A 13594-nucleotide genomic window follows, 5' to 3' on the forward strand; every position below is an offset into this window, starting at 1 on the left:
GAGTCGGTGGGGGTCACAGGGAGACGCATGCGATTCGACCGCTCCGACGGCGTGTTCTGCCACGTCACCTCGCTGCCGGGACGACACGGGATCGGCGACCTCGGCGACGGCGCCGCGGCGTTCCTCTCGTTCCTCGGCGACGCCGACGTCGACCACTGGCAGATCTGTCCGCTCGGGCCGACGATACACGCCGCCGGGGAGTCGCCGTACCAGTCGCCGTCGGCGTTCGCCGGCAACCCCCTCCTGATCGACCTCGACGGGCTCGTCGCCGACGGTTGGCTCGACTCGTCCGACCTCGAACCGGTCCCCGACTTCCCCGACGACCGCGTCGACTACGGCGCGGTCCGGGAGTACAAGCTCCCGCTGCTGCGCGACGCATTCGAGCGGTTCGACGCGGAAGCGGGAGAGGAGGACGAGGCGGACCTCGACGCGTTCCGCGATCGCGAGCCCTGGCTCGCCGACTACGCGCTGTTCCGGGCGCTGGCCGACGCGCGGCCCGAGGACACGTGGGTCGAGTGGCCGGAACCCATCCGAACCCGCGACCCCGAGGCGCTCGCCGAGGCGCGCGAGGAACGCGCGACCGAGGTCCGGTTCCGCGAGTTCGTCCAGTGGACGTTCGACCGGCAGTGGCGCGAGCTCCGATCGGTCGCGGCCGAGGAGGGCGTCTCGATCGTCGGCGACGTGCCGATATACGTCGCGCTCGACTCCGCCGACGTGTGGGCGAAGCCCGAGGCGTTCCGACTCGACGAGGGGAACCGTCCGACCGCGGTCGCCGGCGTCCCGCCGAACCCGGGCGACGACGGACAGCGCTGGGGGAACCCCGTCTACGACTGGGATCGGCTCGCCGAGCGGGAGTACGACTGGTGGATCGCGCGGTTCCGGCGGCTGTTCGAGCTCGCCGACGTCGCGCGGCTCGACCACTTCCTGGGGTTCGTGAAGTACTGGGCGATCCCGGCCGACCGCGACGACCCGGCCGCCGGCGAGTGGCGGGAGGGGCCGGGGCGTGACCTGTTCGAGACGGTGGAGCGCGAGCTGGGACAGGCCCCGTTCATCGCCGAGGACCTCGGGTTCGAGGAGCGGGCGATGAACGAGCTGATGGCGGAGTTCGGCTTCCCTGGCATGCGCGTCTCCCAGTACGCCGACTGGTGCGAGGAGGGGAACCCGTACCAGCCGATGCACTACCCCGAGGGCGTCGTCGGCTACACTTCGACCCACGACACGGACACGTGGATCGGCTACTTCGAGGACCTCCCGGAGCGCCAGCGGGACTGCTTCCGGTACAACGTCGGCGCCGACGGCGACCGCGCGCCCGAGTGGGAGATCATCGACGAGGTGTGGGACTCCGAGGCTGTGCTCGCCGTGACGACGATGCAAGACCTGCTCGGGCTCGGCAGCGAGTCGCGGTTCAACGAGCCGGGGACCGTCGACGGCAACTGGGAGTGGCGCGTGACTCGGGACGACCTCGACGACGAGATCGCCGACCGCCTGTGGGAGCTCGCCGGACGGCACGTCCGGTAACGCGGTGTTCGGTGGCATCCTCCCGGACTCGCCACTCTTCCACGTCGCGGTGATCGCCGGAGCGACCGCGGCCATCTGGGTCGGCAGCGGGTGGATCGAGGAGTCGGCCCAGACGCTCTCCGCGTACTACGGACTGCCGGCCGTCGTGCAGGGCTCGATCGTCGTCGCCGTCGGGTCGAGCTTCCCGGAGCTGGTGAGCGTGCTCGTCACCGCGCTCGTCGGCGTCTTCGACATGGGCGTGGGCGCGCTCGTCGGCTCCGCCATCTTCAACGTGCTCGTCATCCCCGCGCTGGCCGGGATCGGCGCCCAAGGCCCCTTGGAGTCCAGCCGGACGATCGTGTACAAGGAGGCGCAGTTCTACATGATCGCCGTCGCGGCGCTCGTCGTCACCTTCTCGCTCGCGGTCATCTACGTCCCGGTTCCCGCCGAGGCGATCGCGGGCGAGCTGACCCGGCCGCTCGCGCTTATCCCGCTGACGCTGTACGGGCTCTACCTGTTCATTCAGTACCAAGACGTGGGCGACGCCGACATCGAGACGGTGCGCGACGGTGTCGACGTCAGACGGGAGTGGGGGAAGCTCGCGGCCGGACTGCTCGTCATCGTGGTGACCGTCGAGCGGCTGGTCGCGTCGGTGGAGTCGCTCGGCACGACCTTCGGCATCCCGGAGTTCCTCGCGGGCGTCACGATCGTCGCGGCGGCGACGAGCCTCCCCGACACGCTGGTGAGCCTCCGGACGGCGCAGGAGGGGCGCGGCGCGACGAGCCTCGGGAACGTGCTCGGCTCGAACACGTTCGACCTCCTCGTCGCCATCCCGCTGGGCGTGCTCATCGTCGGCCGCGTTGAGGTGAATTTCTCGACGGCCGTTCCGATGTTCGGGGTGCTCACGGCGGCGACGGTCCTGCTGTTCGCGGCGCTCCGGACGGACCTGTCGCTCACGAGCCGCGAGTCGTACATCCTACTCGCGACGTACCTGCTGTTCGTGGCGTGGATGATCGCCGAGACGGTCGGCGTAACGAGCCTCCTGCGGGGGGTGTGAGCGCCTACCGAGTCCGACCGATGATGAAGTAGAGCACGAGGCCCAGCAGCGGCGCGAGGAAGGCGACGATGGCCCAGAGGAACGCGGGCTGGTCGCTACGCTGCTGCGCGTCCGAGTAGATCCAGACGATGATGGCGAGCTGTACGAGCAGCACCAGCAGACCGAACAGGAAGGCGATCCCGCCGGCCAAGGCCTCCTGCAGCAGTATCGGGGACATCGGCCGATATCACTCGGGGGCGTAATAAGTGTCTTTGGGGCCCGGTCCCGCGCCGACCATGAACCGTTTTGCTCCGGCGGCCCTCCGATCCGCGCATGGACCTGCCAGTCGACGCCGAACGACTCCGCGCGGACCTGGAGGCTAACGCGGCGTTCGGACGCGTGGAGTACGACGACCCGGAGAGGCGCGGACGGACGAACCGGACCGGGAGCGAGGCGAACGCGGCCGCGCGAGACCGGCTGGTGGAGCGCCTGGAGGCGGCCGGCCTCGACGTCGCGGTCGACGGAGTCGGGAACGTGCTCGGAACGTGGGTCCCCGACTCAGCGGACCCGGAGGCTGCTCCCGTCGTGAGCGGGAGCCACCTCGACAGCGTTCCTGAGGGCGGGATCTTCGACGGCCCGCTCGGGGTGTACGCCGCCTTGGAGTCCGTGCGCGCGATGCGGGATGCGGGCGTCGAACCCGCGCGACCGGTCGGCGTCGTCAGCTTCACCGAGGAGGAGGGGGGCACCTTCGGGGAGGGGCTGCTCGGGTCGTCGGTGGCGACGGGCGAGACGGCCGTCGACGAGGCCCTCGCGTACGAGAGCGACGCCGGCGAGACGCTGGGCGAGGCGCTCGACCGGATCGGCTACCGCGGCGACGACGCGATCGACCCCGCGTCGTGGGCGGCGTTCTACGAGCTCCACGTGGAGCAGGACACCGTCTTGGAGGAGGCGGGCGCCGACGCCGGCGTGGTGACGACGATCACGGGGATCACCCACTGCGAGGTGACGGTCGAGGGCGAGGCGAACCACGCCGGCGCGACCGCGATGGGCGACCGGACCGACGCGCTCGCGGCCGCGAGCGAGTTCGTCCTCGACGTGGAGGCGGCCGCGAACGACGTCGTCGACGAGTCGAGCGTCTCCGCGGTCGGCACCGTCGGGTCGCTCTCCGTCTCGCCGAACGCGACGAACGTTGTTCCGGGCCACGTCGAGGCCGGCGTCGACGTGCGCGACGTCGAGACCGAATCGATGGACGCGATCGTCTCGGCCGCGCGCGAGTCGCTCGCCCGACTGGAGCGCGAACGGGGGGTCGAGACGTCGTTCGACCGCCCCTTCGACGTGGCGCCGACGCCGATGAGCGAGCGCCTCCGAGAGGCCGCCCACGCCGCCGCGGCGGACGCCGAACGGGACGCGCTCGACCTCCACTCCGGCGCGGCGCACGACGCGATGCGCGTGGCCCGCGTCACCGACGCCTCCCTCCTCTTCGCGCCCTCGCGGGACGGGATCTCGCACAACCCCCGCGAGTGGACCGACTGGGAGGACTGCGCGGCCGCGACCGAGGTGCTGGCGGGGGCGCTGACGCGGGTCACGGGCGACGAGGCGTAGCGGGGCGACTCGGGGTCGGATCGGACGACCGGACGTCACAACCGTTTTGCCGGTCGGCTGCGAGCGGCTAGCGTGAGACGTCCACTCGCGTCGCCGCCGTCGCGCTCGGCGTCGTCGCCGCCGCCGTTGGCACGATCGTCGAAACGACGGGTGTCCTCGGCGGCTGGCCCGACCTGGGTGGCTACCCCGCGACGCTCGTCGTCGGGCGGGCGCTGCTCGTTGTCGCCGTGGGGGCGCTGCTGTACGGGTCGTACCTCCTCGCGGTCGGCGTCCTGATGCGGTCGGCGAACAAGCGGCGCACGTACAACACGCGCAACCTCCTGCGACTCGTCTTCGGCTTCGTGGGGACGATCGCGACGCTCGCGGTGCTGACCGAGAACTGGCTCGGACTCCTGTTCTCGCTCGGGGTCATCGGCTTCGCGGTCACGTTCGCGCTCCAACAGCCCCTCTTGTCGCTGATCGCGTGGGTGTACATCACCGTGAAACAACCGTACGGCGTCGGCGACCGCGTCCGGATCGACGACGCGAAGGGAGACGTGATCGGCGTCGACTTCCTCGTGACGACGCTGTGGGAGATCAACGGCGAGCTCGTCACGACGAACCAGCCGTCGGGACGCGTGGTGACGGTGCCCAACAGCGTCGTGCTCTCCTCGAACGTCGTCAACTTCGGCGGGGGCGGCTCCCCCTACGTGTGGAACGAGGTCGGGGTCCAGGTCGCCTACAAGACCGATCTCGACTTCGCGCGCGAGGTCATGGCCGAGGAGGCGAGCGACCTGATCGGCGACGAGATGGCCGCCGGAATCGCGGCGTACCGGGAGGCCCTCGCCGAGACGCCCGTGGAGCTGGAGGTGCACGACCGTCCGATAGTGAACGTGACGCAGGGCGAGTCGTGGGTGGAGCTCCGCGTCCGGTACCTCGCGCATCCGCGTCGCGGCAGCGCGTGAAGAACCGGCTGAACGAGCGGATCCTCGACCGTTTCAACGACGCGCCCGGTCGCGTGGCGTTCCCGGTGAGCCGAAATCGCTAGCGCGGAGGCGATCGAGCCGCCGCCGGACGGAGGTCGGTCGCCGTTCCGTCATGATTTATATACTGTAACTATTCGGTCGTCATCCGGCCGCCGATCCCGACGAAGATGCGATAATACGGAAACGGGCGGTATCGGGCCTATATGGGCCGTTAAATGAGGTGTGTGGTAACTTTAAACACGTCACATTTATATACTCTGGTGACTTACTATTGGTTAACGAATCGGCGAGCCCGGCACCAGTATTTCGGTCGGGAGTTCGATCGGAGAGAACCCATGACAGAAACACGTACGCGCGACTACGGCGGGGAGACGGAGCGAGAACGAACGAATCGAAGCGGAACGACCGAGACGGAATCCGAGGAAACGGAGTCGACGACGGCGGAGCGGACCACGACCTGCCCCGAGTGTAGCGGGAGCCTCATCACCGACACGGAGCACGGCGAGACGGTGTGCGACGACTGCGGGCTCGTCGTCGAACAGGACTCGGTGGACCGCGGGCCGGAGTGGCGCGCGTTCAACTCCGGCGAGCGGGACAGCAAGTCGCGCGTCGGCGCCCCGACGACGAACATGATGCACGACAAGGGGCTCTCGACGAACATCGGCTGGCAGGACAAAGACGCCTACGGCAAGTCGCTGTCGAGCCGGCAGCGCCAGAAGATGCAGCGGCTCCGCACCTGGAACGAGCGGTTCCGCACCCGCGACTCGAAGGAACGCAACCTGAAGCAGGCGCTCGGCGAGATCGACCGCATGGCCTCGGCGCTCGGCCTCCCGGACAACGTCCGCGAGACCGCCTCGGTCATCTACCGCCGCGCGCTGAGCGAGAACCTCCTGCCCGGCCGCTCCATCGAGGGCGTCGCGACCGCGTCGCTGTACGCGGCCGCCCGGCAGGTGGGGAACCCCCGGAGCCTCGACGAGTTCACCGCCGTCTCCCGCGTCGAGAAGATGGAGCTCACCCGGACGTACCGCTACGTCATCCGCGAACTCGGGCTTCGCGTCCAGCCTGCGGACCCCGGGAGCTACGTCCCGCGGTTCGTCTCGCGGCTGGAGCTCTCCGAGGAGACCCAGCGGCTGGCCCGCGAGCTCCTCGACGGCGCGAAAGAGTCCGGCATCACGAGCGGGAAGTCCCCGGTCGGGCTCGCCGCGTCCGCAGTGTACGCGGCCGCGCTCCTCTCGAACGAGAAGGTGACCCAGAGCGAGGTGTCCGACGTGGCCGACATCAGCGAGGTCACCATCCGGAACCGGTACAAGGAGCTCCTCGAAGCGAGCGAGGGGCTGGCGGCCTAACACCGCCGTTCGATCCGTTCTCTCCCTGTCATTTCTTCCCGCGTTCGAGCGCGTTCGAATAGCCCTCGCCACGTACGCTTTTAACCCGGCCGCGTGTACGGCAGGCCATGGTGGATGCGTTCGTCAGACTGGTCTGTCCGGAGTGTACGAAGGAATGGCAGGACAACCCCGCTGATCTCCAGAGCCTCCGCTCGAACTTCAGCTGCCCCGAGTGTCACGCGACCCGCCGGCTGACGGAGTTCATGCGGACCGAGCGCGACCTCGAGGCGGTCAAGCAGTTCCAGTAAGTCGCACGCGACCTTCGAAACCGAGTCAGCTCCGCGGCGGGACGGCTCTCCGTCTCGGGCCCCCTCAGCGGGCGCGTGCGAACGAATCCTTCCCGATCGATAACCCGAAAAGACCCGTCTACGCCTCGTATCCGGTGAATACGCAAAGTTGCATGGTAACGTGACTCAAGATAATAATATAAACCTCCGGTAGCAAAGGGCTGTTACTCATGAAGAAGCAGGAGCTCATCCATCTTCACGGCCTTCTCGCGGAGGTACGAAAACAGTGCGAATTCTGGAACGAGGATATTGACCTCGAAGCCTACGAAGAACTTGGCGTCAAGCCGACATCGATTCACAAGTCGAAGACCGACCACAAAGCGGCCGTTTTTAAGCTGACCGAGGGAATCACGGAGCCGATGGAGGAGTCCGAATCGGAGCCGCTGGCCCCGACCGCAGACTGAAATTTCGTCCCGCTTCCTGTCCTTCCCCGCTCGCCGAGCGGTAGCCGTACTCGCGGGCTCGCCTCCCGCGCAGTCGACGCTCGCGTAGTCGGCACTCGCTCAGTCGGTAGTCGCCCAGTCGGTAGTCGACCCGGTGGATCTCTCGGCCCGCGAGAGCGACGTCGACACCAAGGGCTGTCCGACTCGCTCCGATCCACGGTCTCGCTCGGGGTCGCCGGCGCGTTACGGCCCGTCGTCGGGTAGCGACTCCGACTCGTCGTCCCCCTCGTCGTCCGTTTCGAACTCCTCGACGTCGAGTACCTTCAGGGGGATGTTCCGGAGGCGCTGGCCGATCTCCTTGCGCGCGACCCGGCTGGCGTGTTCGGCGCGTTCGACGTTGAACACGTCCATGCGGAGTTCGAGCGCGACGAGCGCCTCGTCGGCGGCGACGAAGGCCGGCGGCAGCTCCTCGCCGGCGGGAGACGTGCGGCTCCCGGTCTCTATCTCGACGTAGCTGAGGTCCGGATTCAGCATCTCGCCGGTCTTCGAGATCGCGATCCGGACGGCTTCGTCAGCGGTCCCGACGTCGTACACCGGGACGGCGGCCTCCACGACGACTCGGCAGTCCATCACGGTGACGTGTACCACACGCGCGAGTATGAAACTTCGGCCGACAGGTCGAAACGTCGAAACGACGACCGCGCGCGAGCGTCCCGACTCACTCGCCGCCCGCCCGGAGGTAGTAGAACACGTACGTCTGGGCGTATCCGGCGTATTCGCCGCCGAAGCGCTCGCGGATCGCCCGCGACGTCTCGACGTAGCCGCCGCGCTCGCAGTCGGGGTAGTACTCCTCGATCGTCGTCCGGATCCAGGTGTCGAGCGGCACCGCCTCGAGGAAGCCGAGCGAGAACAGCAGCACGCAGTCGGCGACCTTGTCCCCGACGCCGACGAACCGGGTCAGCGATTCGCGCGCCTCCTCGTACGGGAGCTCCGCCGCCGCCAGCGGGTCCGCCTCGCCGGACGACACCATCTCGGCCGTCCGCTGCACGTAGGGCGCGCGGTAGCCCAGCGAGAGGTCGCGAAGCTCCGCCTCCGTCCGGGCGGCGAGCTGCTTCGGCGTCGGGAACGCGTGGTACGCCGCTCCGTCGAGTTCGACGACGTCGCCGTACGTCTCCCGGAGGCGGCGCTGCATCCCGTGGATCCGCGCGACGCGCATCTGCGCCGAGCAGATGAAGGAGATCAGACACGGAAACGCCGGATCGCGAGTGAGTCGCATTCCCTCGTACGCGTCGTACGCTCGTTCGAGCAGGGGGAGGTCGGGGGTCGCGTCGAGGATCGCGTCCAGGTCGTCGTCGAGCCGGAACAGGTGTTTGAGGAGCGGGACGGCGTCGATCGCCGACTCCCAGTGGAGCCTCCCGTCGTGGACCCCGCCCTCGTGTCTGACCCGCAGCGGGACGCGCTCGTCGACGACGCCGGGGATCGGGGAGACGACCGTCTCGTACCAGTCGTCGCCGCCGTGGGCGTGGAGGTCCGCGTACGTCTCGCCGTCCGCGCGGTTCCAGAGGTAGCTCTGACCGCTCTCGACGGTCGCCTGCAGATCGAACGGCCCGTCCAGGTCCGCGATATCTATCGCGCCTCGTTCCATTACCGATCTGAGAGGGTCGCAGCCGTATTCGGATTTCGGTACCGGCGGTGGCCAGCGACGTCGCGTCCGAGACGTCGGGACCGATCGGCGGCAACTCCCACGGGCGAAGCGGGGTTTTTGACCGGTCGCCACGTAGCGGGTGTATGCCGACGTACCGCCGGACGACCCGCGTGCCCGCCCCCATCGACGAAGTGTGGGCGTTTCACTCCACGATCGACGGCCTCCGCGCACTCACACCGGACTGGATGAACCTCCGGATCGCCGGCGTCGAGGGGCCGGACGGGGAGCCGGACCCGGCGGTGCTCGTCGAGGGATCGCGGATACGGATGTCGATGCGACCGTTCGGCGTCGGGCCCCGACAGCGGTGGGTCTCCCGAATCGTCGAGCGGAAGCCCGACGGCGACACCCCGGTCAAGGAGAGCGCGCGCTTCGTCGACGACATGGTCGGTGGCCCGTTCCGTCGGTGGGAACACACCCACGCCTTCTACGCCGACGGCGAGGAGACCCTCCTCGTCGACAGCGTCTCGTACCGGCTCCCGCTCGGCCCGCTCGGCGACGTCGCCGGCCCCTTCGCGAAGGTCGGGTTCGAGGGGATGTTCCGCGACCGACACCGGCGGACGATCGAGCGGTTCGAGGCGTAACGGTCGTGGAAGCGGGCGGTTCGCCGGTTCAGGCGGGAGCGGCCGCCGTCTCCGCTCCGAAGGTGAGTTCGAACACCGCACCGCCGTCGTTTCGGACCTCGAGCACCCAGCCGTGGGCGTCCGCGATCCGGTCGACGATCGCGAGCCCGAGCCCCGAGCTCCCGGCGGTCGAGAACCCCGAGTCGAACAGCGAGTCGCGCGCGTCGGGCGGTACCCCCGGTCCGTCGTCAGCGACGTACAGCCCACGCGCGCCCGAGCCATCGCCGTCGGTTCCCACTTCGATGTTGACATCGGGCCCGCCGTGGTCGACGGCGTTCCGGAAGAGGTTCTCGAACAGCTGCCGCAAACGCTCCGGATCGGCTTCCACGTGACCGACGTCGTCCCCGACCGTCAGCGTCGCCTTCGGCGCCCGCACGCAGTCCCAAGCGCCCTCGGCGAGCGACGCCACCGGGACGGACTCCGTCTCGTCGATCGCGTCGCCGCGCTTCGCCAGCATGAGGAGGTCCTCGATGAGCGTCTCCATCCGGTGTACCGCGCGTTCCATCGCCTCGTACTCCGCGCGCGCGACGTCGTCCTCGACGAGGTCGAGGTACCCGGAGAGGACGTTGAGGGGGTTCCGGAGGTCGTGAGAGACGACCGCGCTGAACTGCTCGAGCCGTTCCGTCTGGCGACGGAGTTCGAGCCGGCGTTCGTTCCGCGCGAGGGTGTGCGCGATCAGGTCACCGAAGGTGCGGTACGCGGCGACTTCGTCCTCGGTCCACGCTCGCGGTTCATCGGTCTCTAACGCGAGGACGCCGATGAGCTCCCAGTCGCTGACGAGCGGGACGTGAACCGTCGCCGGCGGGGCTCCGTCCCCGGCACCCGGAACCGAACCGGCGTTCGCGCCCGGGGGCGATCCCGTGTCCGACAGCGGACCCTCGTCGGTCGGGGTCGCGTCCCCGGACTTACCGGCGGAGATCGGTGGACGGACGACGTTCTCGAACGTGGACAGCGCCTCGGGACCCGGAAACTCCGCGTACGATTTCGAGCCGGGGTCGCAGTTCCCCGAGGACCAGTGATACGCCGGCTCGAACGCGTCTCCAGCGTCCAAGTAACAGATGATTCGGTCCACCTCGACCTGCCGGCCGACCTGCTCCATCGTCCAGACGATTTTCGTCTCGACCTCGTCCGACCGAGTGCTCATCAGCGTGGTACCGGCGTCCAGCAGCGCCTCCCGAAGCCGTACGACGTCGTCAGCGCCGAGTCGCGTCAGCGCGGGTTCGATCGCGTCCCGGAGGCGCTCGACGAGTGAGTCGGTGCAACTTCCGTCAGTTTCCGCTCGCTCGTTCGGATCGACGCGGACGACGTCGTCCGCGCCCGCGTCTATGACGGTGCGGGTCAGTTCGACTCCCGGCTCCTCCACGGCGACTATCACCGGCACGCTCTCGGGGGTCGCCGCGAGGCGTCTCCGAACGTCTCCCGACGCGAGGGCATCGGCCGTGGTGACTATCCCGCAGGCGTCGGCGAGCGGCGACCGCTCCTCCTCCGCGGCTGGCGCTAGCGCCGCCGGGGCGGCCACCCCGTACTCCGGCGTCCGGGGGGCGCTCCACGCGTCCGCGACCGCTTCGCGGACGCGGCGGCGGACGTTCGTGTCGTCACCGACGTAGACGACTGCGGAACGACGAGGCATACAGATAGGTCCGGCCGATAACATTTCAACGTTAACGCCCGAATATCGGCCGTGAGAACGTTAGCTCGCCGTCCCCGTCGACGTCAGCGCGATCCCAGCGAGGACGACGGCGCCCCCTACCAGCGTGATCGGAGTCGGAACCTCGGCGAGAAGGACCAACGCGAGCACGGTCGCGCCGACCGGTTCGCCCAGCAGCGACACGGACGCAACGCTCGACTCGACGTGCGCGAGCGCCCAGTTGAGCACGGTGTGACCGAGCAGTCCCGGGCCCAGTGCGAGCCCCGCGAAGAGCGCCCACTCACGGGGTGGATACCCGCCGAGCGGATGCCCCTTTGCTAGCACGACCGCGAAGAGCGCCACGGTACAGACGCCGTAGACGACGACCACGTACGGGACGAGCGAGACGCGCTGCCGGAGCGAGCGACCGGCGAGGACGTAGCCGGCGGCCGTCACCGCGCCGAACAGCGCCAATCCGTTCCCGTAGAGCGGTCGCGGACCGACGAGCACTCCGCCGAGGAGGTCGCCGACGGACATCGCGACCATCCCCGCGACCGCGACAGCGATGCCGAGGGCCATTCGGCGCGTCACTCGCTCTCGGAGGAGCAGCCACGCGCCGAGCGCGACGAACACCGGCTGCGCCTGGACGAGCGTGACGCTCGCCGCGACACTCGTCCATTCCAAGCTCTCGAACCAAGCGGCGAAGTGGAGCGCGAGCGCGACCCCCGACAGCGTCGCGAACGCGAGATCGCGGCGGCCGATTCGGACGAACTCGGTCCGATACCGCCAGATCGCGGCCGGAAGGAGCGGTAGCGTCGTGAACAGGACGCGGTAGAACGCGGCCACCGAACTCGGCGCCGCGCTGAGCCTGACGAGAATCGCCCCGGCGCTCACGGCGACGACCGCGGTCGCGAGGGCGGCCGTCGGTGGGACGCGAGGGTCGGCGGACATCGTCGTCGGTCGTTTCGCCCCCCGTCGCTTACGGGTTTCGGGACGAGTCGTCGCCTTCGGTAACGTGCCGACGGAGATTTGCGACTCCGGTTCGAACGGCGACGCATGTGCGCTGACACGTTCGGCGTGGGGATCCACCTCACCGATACGGAACTCCAGTTCGTCGTTCACGTCCCGTCGGACGTCGACTCCGGGTGGACCGACCCCGAGGCGTTCCAATCGTTGGTCGCAGAGACCGTCTGGGACCTGCTCGATCAGCAGGTCGTTCTCGGGACCATCGCCGAACGGTTCGAGGCAGAGACGACCGTCACGCTGGGGACCGTCACGCTCGAATCGGACGGTACCGTCGTGTCACACGAGCTCAACCCCCCGACTTCAACGCCGGAGGACGAGACGGAGTGAATCGGACGGGACGAACGCGTCCACCGGTCAGTCGTCGCCGACCGTCCCCGGTCCGCCGTCCGGATCCGTCTCGTCCGCCGACGCCGCGAGGACGGCCCCGACGACCCACATCCGATCTCGATCGTACGCGGTGAGATCGTACCGCGTCGAGCCGACGGTCTCCCCCCACGTGTCGAGCACACCGAGCCGCACGAGCCCCGACAGCGTCGCGCCGAGCGTCCGCGGCGTCGTCTCCGGGTCGGAGAGGGCGGCGTGGACCTGCCGCGACTGGGGGTAATTCCGCGTACAGCGCTCCACCCCCTCGCGCGCCTCTGCCCAGTGGCGGCGCACGTACCCGAACGTCGTCGGGTCGTCACGGTGCAGTCGGTCCAGGGCTCCCGCGACGGGATGGTCAACGCTTCCCACGTCGCCGGTCGGATCGAACAGCGATCGGACGTCCGCGGCCACTTCGGGACGATACGAACACCCGACGACGACGTCGTCGACGCCGGACAGCCCGCGCAACCCCGTTACGAACGACCGAGCCGCAGCGACTCCTCTGTCGGTCACCACCGGAACGATGTCGTCAACGACGATCGAGGGCACTTCCCCCTCGGAATCGGCGACGTACGTCGAAACGGCGTCGACCACGCGATCGAGCTCGGTGGACGCGTCAAGCATCGTGTACGCGAGCCGCCGTCCCGGAACGACCTGTGTCGTCGCCGTCGATCCCCGGGTGGTGTCGCTCGCGGAGACGATCGCCTCGCTGGAGGGCCCCGACCCGGGCGAGTCGCGCCACCCGCGTCGCCACTCCTCGATTCCGGTTCCGAACAGCACGGAGATCACTCGTTCCGACGGCACATCGTCACGAACCGGTGGCTGCCCCGTCGCGGACAGTCGCACCGTGACGTCGTGATCAGGGTCCGTCGGAACGGCCATGTGTGACGTTAGCTTCAGCGACAAAATTCATAAACTTATGGGTAGACATCTCAATATTGAAATTCGGCTGCTTCGCGGCGATCGGTGACGTAAACTGGTCGCACCGCGGTTGCCGGGGTCGTACCACGGTCAACTCTGCCGACCGCTCGCGCTACGCGTCTCCAAAAAAATCGTGTGGGGCAATCGCCCCTATGAATGGGCAGGCGGCGAACCGCG

At 68.8% G+C, this 13594-nt stretch carries 14 protein-coding genes and 1 pseudogene; 9 read left to right on the forward strand and 6 right to left on the reverse strand.

What is annotated here, in order from left to right; all coding sequences use genetic code 11:
• The first annotated feature begins 27 nt into the window (after window positions 1-27).
• The gene (malQ, locus tag DJ81_RS09940) at window positions 28-1518 is read left to right on the forward strand and encodes a 4-alpha-glucanotransferase (protein WP_094526225.1); all 1491 of its coding nucleotides are present in this window, start codon (window positions 28-30) and stop codon (window positions 1516-1518) included.
• Between the two features lie 4 nt (window positions 1519-1522).
• A complete protein-coding gene (locus DJ81_RS09945) occupies window positions 1523-2554 on the forward strand; it encodes a sodium:calcium antiporter (protein WP_094526222.1) in 1032 nt (343 codons plus the stop codon).
• A gap of 4 nt (window positions 2555-2558) precedes the next feature.
• On the opposite strand, the gene DJ81_RS09950 is transcribed toward DJ81_RS09945, so the two are convergent.
• On the reverse strand, window positions 2559-2771 hold the full coding sequence (locus DJ81_RS09950; protein ID WP_094522434.1) for a PLDc N-terminal domain-containing protein: 213 nt from the start codon (window positions 2769-2771) through the stop codon (window positions 2559-2561).
• A gap of 95 nt (window positions 2772-2866) precedes the next feature.
• Between DJ81_RS09950 and DJ81_RS09955 the strand changes: the two genes are divergently transcribed.
• From DJ81_RS09955 to DJ81_RS09975, 5 genes and pseudogenes are all read left to right on the forward strand, one after another.
• Complete coding sequence (locus DJ81_RS09955) at window positions 2867-4135, forward strand: Zn-dependent hydrolase (protein ID WP_094526218.1); 1269 nt, start codon at window positions 2867-2869, stop codon at window positions 4133-4135.
• A 72-nt stretch (window positions 4136-4207) separates the two neighbouring features.
• Window positions 4208-5162, forward strand: a pseudogene (locus DJ81_RS09960) (mechanosensitive ion channel family protein).
• Window positions 5163-5435: 273 nt separating this feature from the next.
• A complete protein-coding gene (locus DJ81_RS09965; RefSeq protein ID WP_094522439.1) occupies window positions 5436-6446 on the forward strand; it encodes a transcription initiation factor IIB family protein in 1011 nt (336 codons plus the stop codon).
• Window positions 6447-6553: 107 nt separating this feature from the next.
• Window positions 6554-6733: a hypothetical protein gene (locus DJ81_RS09970; protein WP_094522441.1), complete on the forward strand. Its 180-nt coding sequence runs from the start codon at window positions 6554-6556 to the stop codon at window positions 6731-6733.
• Window positions 6734-6942: 209 nt separating this feature from the next.
• Entirely contained in the window at window positions 6943-7176 is a 234-nt protein-coding gene (locus tag DJ81_RS09975; protein ID WP_094522443.1) for a UPF0058 family protein, read from the forward strand.
• A 222-nt stretch (window positions 7177-7398) separates the two neighbouring features.
• On the opposite strand, the gene DJ81_RS09980 is transcribed toward DJ81_RS09975, so the two are convergent.
• Both DJ81_RS09980 and DJ81_RS09985 read right to left on the reverse strand, forming a co-directional pair.
• Window positions 7399-7785, reverse strand: coding sequence for a DUF555 domain-containing protein (locus DJ81_RS09980; protein WP_094522445.1), 387 nt, complete (start codon window positions 7783-7785; stop codon window positions 7399-7401).
• 88 nt (window positions 7786-7873) lie between these two features.
• The gene (locus DJ81_RS09985) at window positions 7874-8800 is read right to left on the reverse strand and encodes a DNA-3-methyladenine glycosylase (RefSeq protein ID WP_094522447.1); all 927 of its coding nucleotides are present in this window, start codon (window positions 8798-8800) and stop codon (window positions 7874-7876) included.
• A gap of 143 nt (window positions 8801-8943) precedes the next feature.
• Between DJ81_RS09985 and DJ81_RS09990 the strand changes: the two genes are divergently transcribed.
• Entirely contained in the window at window positions 8944-9441 is a 498-nt protein-coding gene (locus DJ81_RS09990; protein WP_094526215.1) for an SRPBCC family protein, read from the forward strand.
• A 28-nt stretch (window positions 9442-9469) separates the two neighbouring features.
• On the opposite strand, the gene DJ81_RS09995 is transcribed toward DJ81_RS09990, so the two are convergent.
• Window positions 9470-11110, reverse strand: coding sequence for an ATP-binding protein (locus DJ81_RS09995; protein ID WP_094589506.1), 1641 nt, complete (start codon window positions 11108-11110; stop codon window positions 9470-9472).
• 60 nt (window positions 11111-11170) lie between these two features.
• Window positions 11171-12058: a DMT family transporter gene (locus DJ81_RS10000; RefSeq protein WP_094522453.1), complete on the reverse strand. Its 888-nt coding sequence runs from the start codon at window positions 12056-12058 to the stop codon at window positions 11171-11173.
• A 105-nt stretch (window positions 12059-12163) separates the two neighbouring features.
• Between DJ81_RS10000 and DJ81_RS10005 the strand changes: the two genes are divergently transcribed.
• Window positions 12164-12460 carry a hypothetical protein gene (locus DJ81_RS10005; protein WP_094522455.1) on the forward strand — a complete coding sequence of 99 codons (297 nt, stop codon included), beginning with the start codon at window positions 12164-12166 and terminating at the stop codon, window positions 12458-12460.
• A gap of 27 nt (window positions 12461-12487) precedes the next feature.
• On the opposite strand, the gene DJ81_RS10010 is transcribed toward DJ81_RS10005, so the two are convergent.
• Entirely contained in the window at window positions 12488-13378 is an 891-nt protein-coding gene (locus DJ81_RS10010) for a hypothetical protein (protein WP_094522457.1), read from the reverse strand.
• Window positions 13379-13594 lie beyond the last annotated feature (216 nt).

It is taken from the genome of Halorubrum sp. Hd13 (genome assembly GCF_002252755.1).
Classification (GTDB): Archaea; Halobacteriota; Halobacteria; order Halobacteriales; family Haloferacaceae; genus Halorubrum.

What these genes read in the sequence shown, in the direction of transcription:
- malQ (WP_094526225.1), top strand. Translation starts at nt 28, where the DNA reads ATGCGATTCGACCGCTCCGACGGCGTGTTCTGCCACGTCACCTCGCTG.
- DJ81_RS09950 (WP_094522434.1), bottom strand. Translation starts at nt 2,771, where the DNA reads ATGTCCCCGATACTGCTGCAGGAGGCCTTGGCCGGCGGGATCGCCTTC.
- DJ81_RS09955 (WP_094526218.1), top strand. Translation starts at nt 2,867, where the DNA reads ATGGACCTGCCAGTCGACGCCGAACGACTCCGCGCGGACCTGGAGGCT.
- DJ81_RS09965 (WP_094522439.1), top strand. Translation starts at nt 5,436, where the DNA reads ATGACAGAAACACGTACGCGCGACTACGGCGGGGAGACGGAGCGAGAA.
- DJ81_RS09970 (WP_094522441.1), top strand. Translation starts at nt 6,554, where the DNA reads ATGGTGGATGCGTTCGTCAGACTGGTCTGTCCGGAGTGTACGAAGGAA.
- DJ81_RS09975 (WP_094522443.1), top strand. Translation starts at nt 6,943, where the DNA reads ATGAAGAAGCAGGAGCTCATCCATCTTCACGGCCTTCTCGCGGAGGTA.
- DJ81_RS09980 (WP_094522445.1), bottom strand. Translation starts at nt 7,785, where the DNA reads ATGGACTGCCGAGTCGTCGTGGAGGCCGCCGTCCCGGTGTACGACGTC.
- DJ81_RS09985 (WP_094522447.1), bottom strand. Translation starts at nt 8,800, where the DNA reads ATGGAACGAGGCGCGATAGATATCGCGGACCTGGACGGGCCGTTCGAT.
- DJ81_RS09990 (WP_094526215.1), top strand. Translation starts at nt 8,944, where the DNA reads ATGCCGACGTACCGCCGGACGACCCGCGTGCCCGCCCCCATCGACGAA.
- DJ81_RS09995 (WP_094589506.1), bottom strand. Translation starts at nt 11,110, where the DNA reads ATGCCTCGTCGTTCCGCAGTCGTCTACGTCGGTGACGACACGAACGTC.
- DJ81_RS10000 (WP_094522453.1), bottom strand. Translation starts at nt 12,058, where the DNA reads ATGTCCGCCGACCCTCGCGTCCCACCGACGGCCGCCCTCGCGACCGCG.
- DJ81_RS10005 (WP_094522455.1), top strand. Translation starts at nt 12,164, where the DNA reads ATGTGCGCTGACACGTTCGGCGTGGGGATCCACCTCACCGATACGGAA.
- DJ81_RS10010 (WP_094522457.1), bottom strand. Translation starts at nt 13,378, where the DNA reads ATGGCCGTTCCGACGGACCCTGATCACGACGTCACGGTGCGACTGTCC.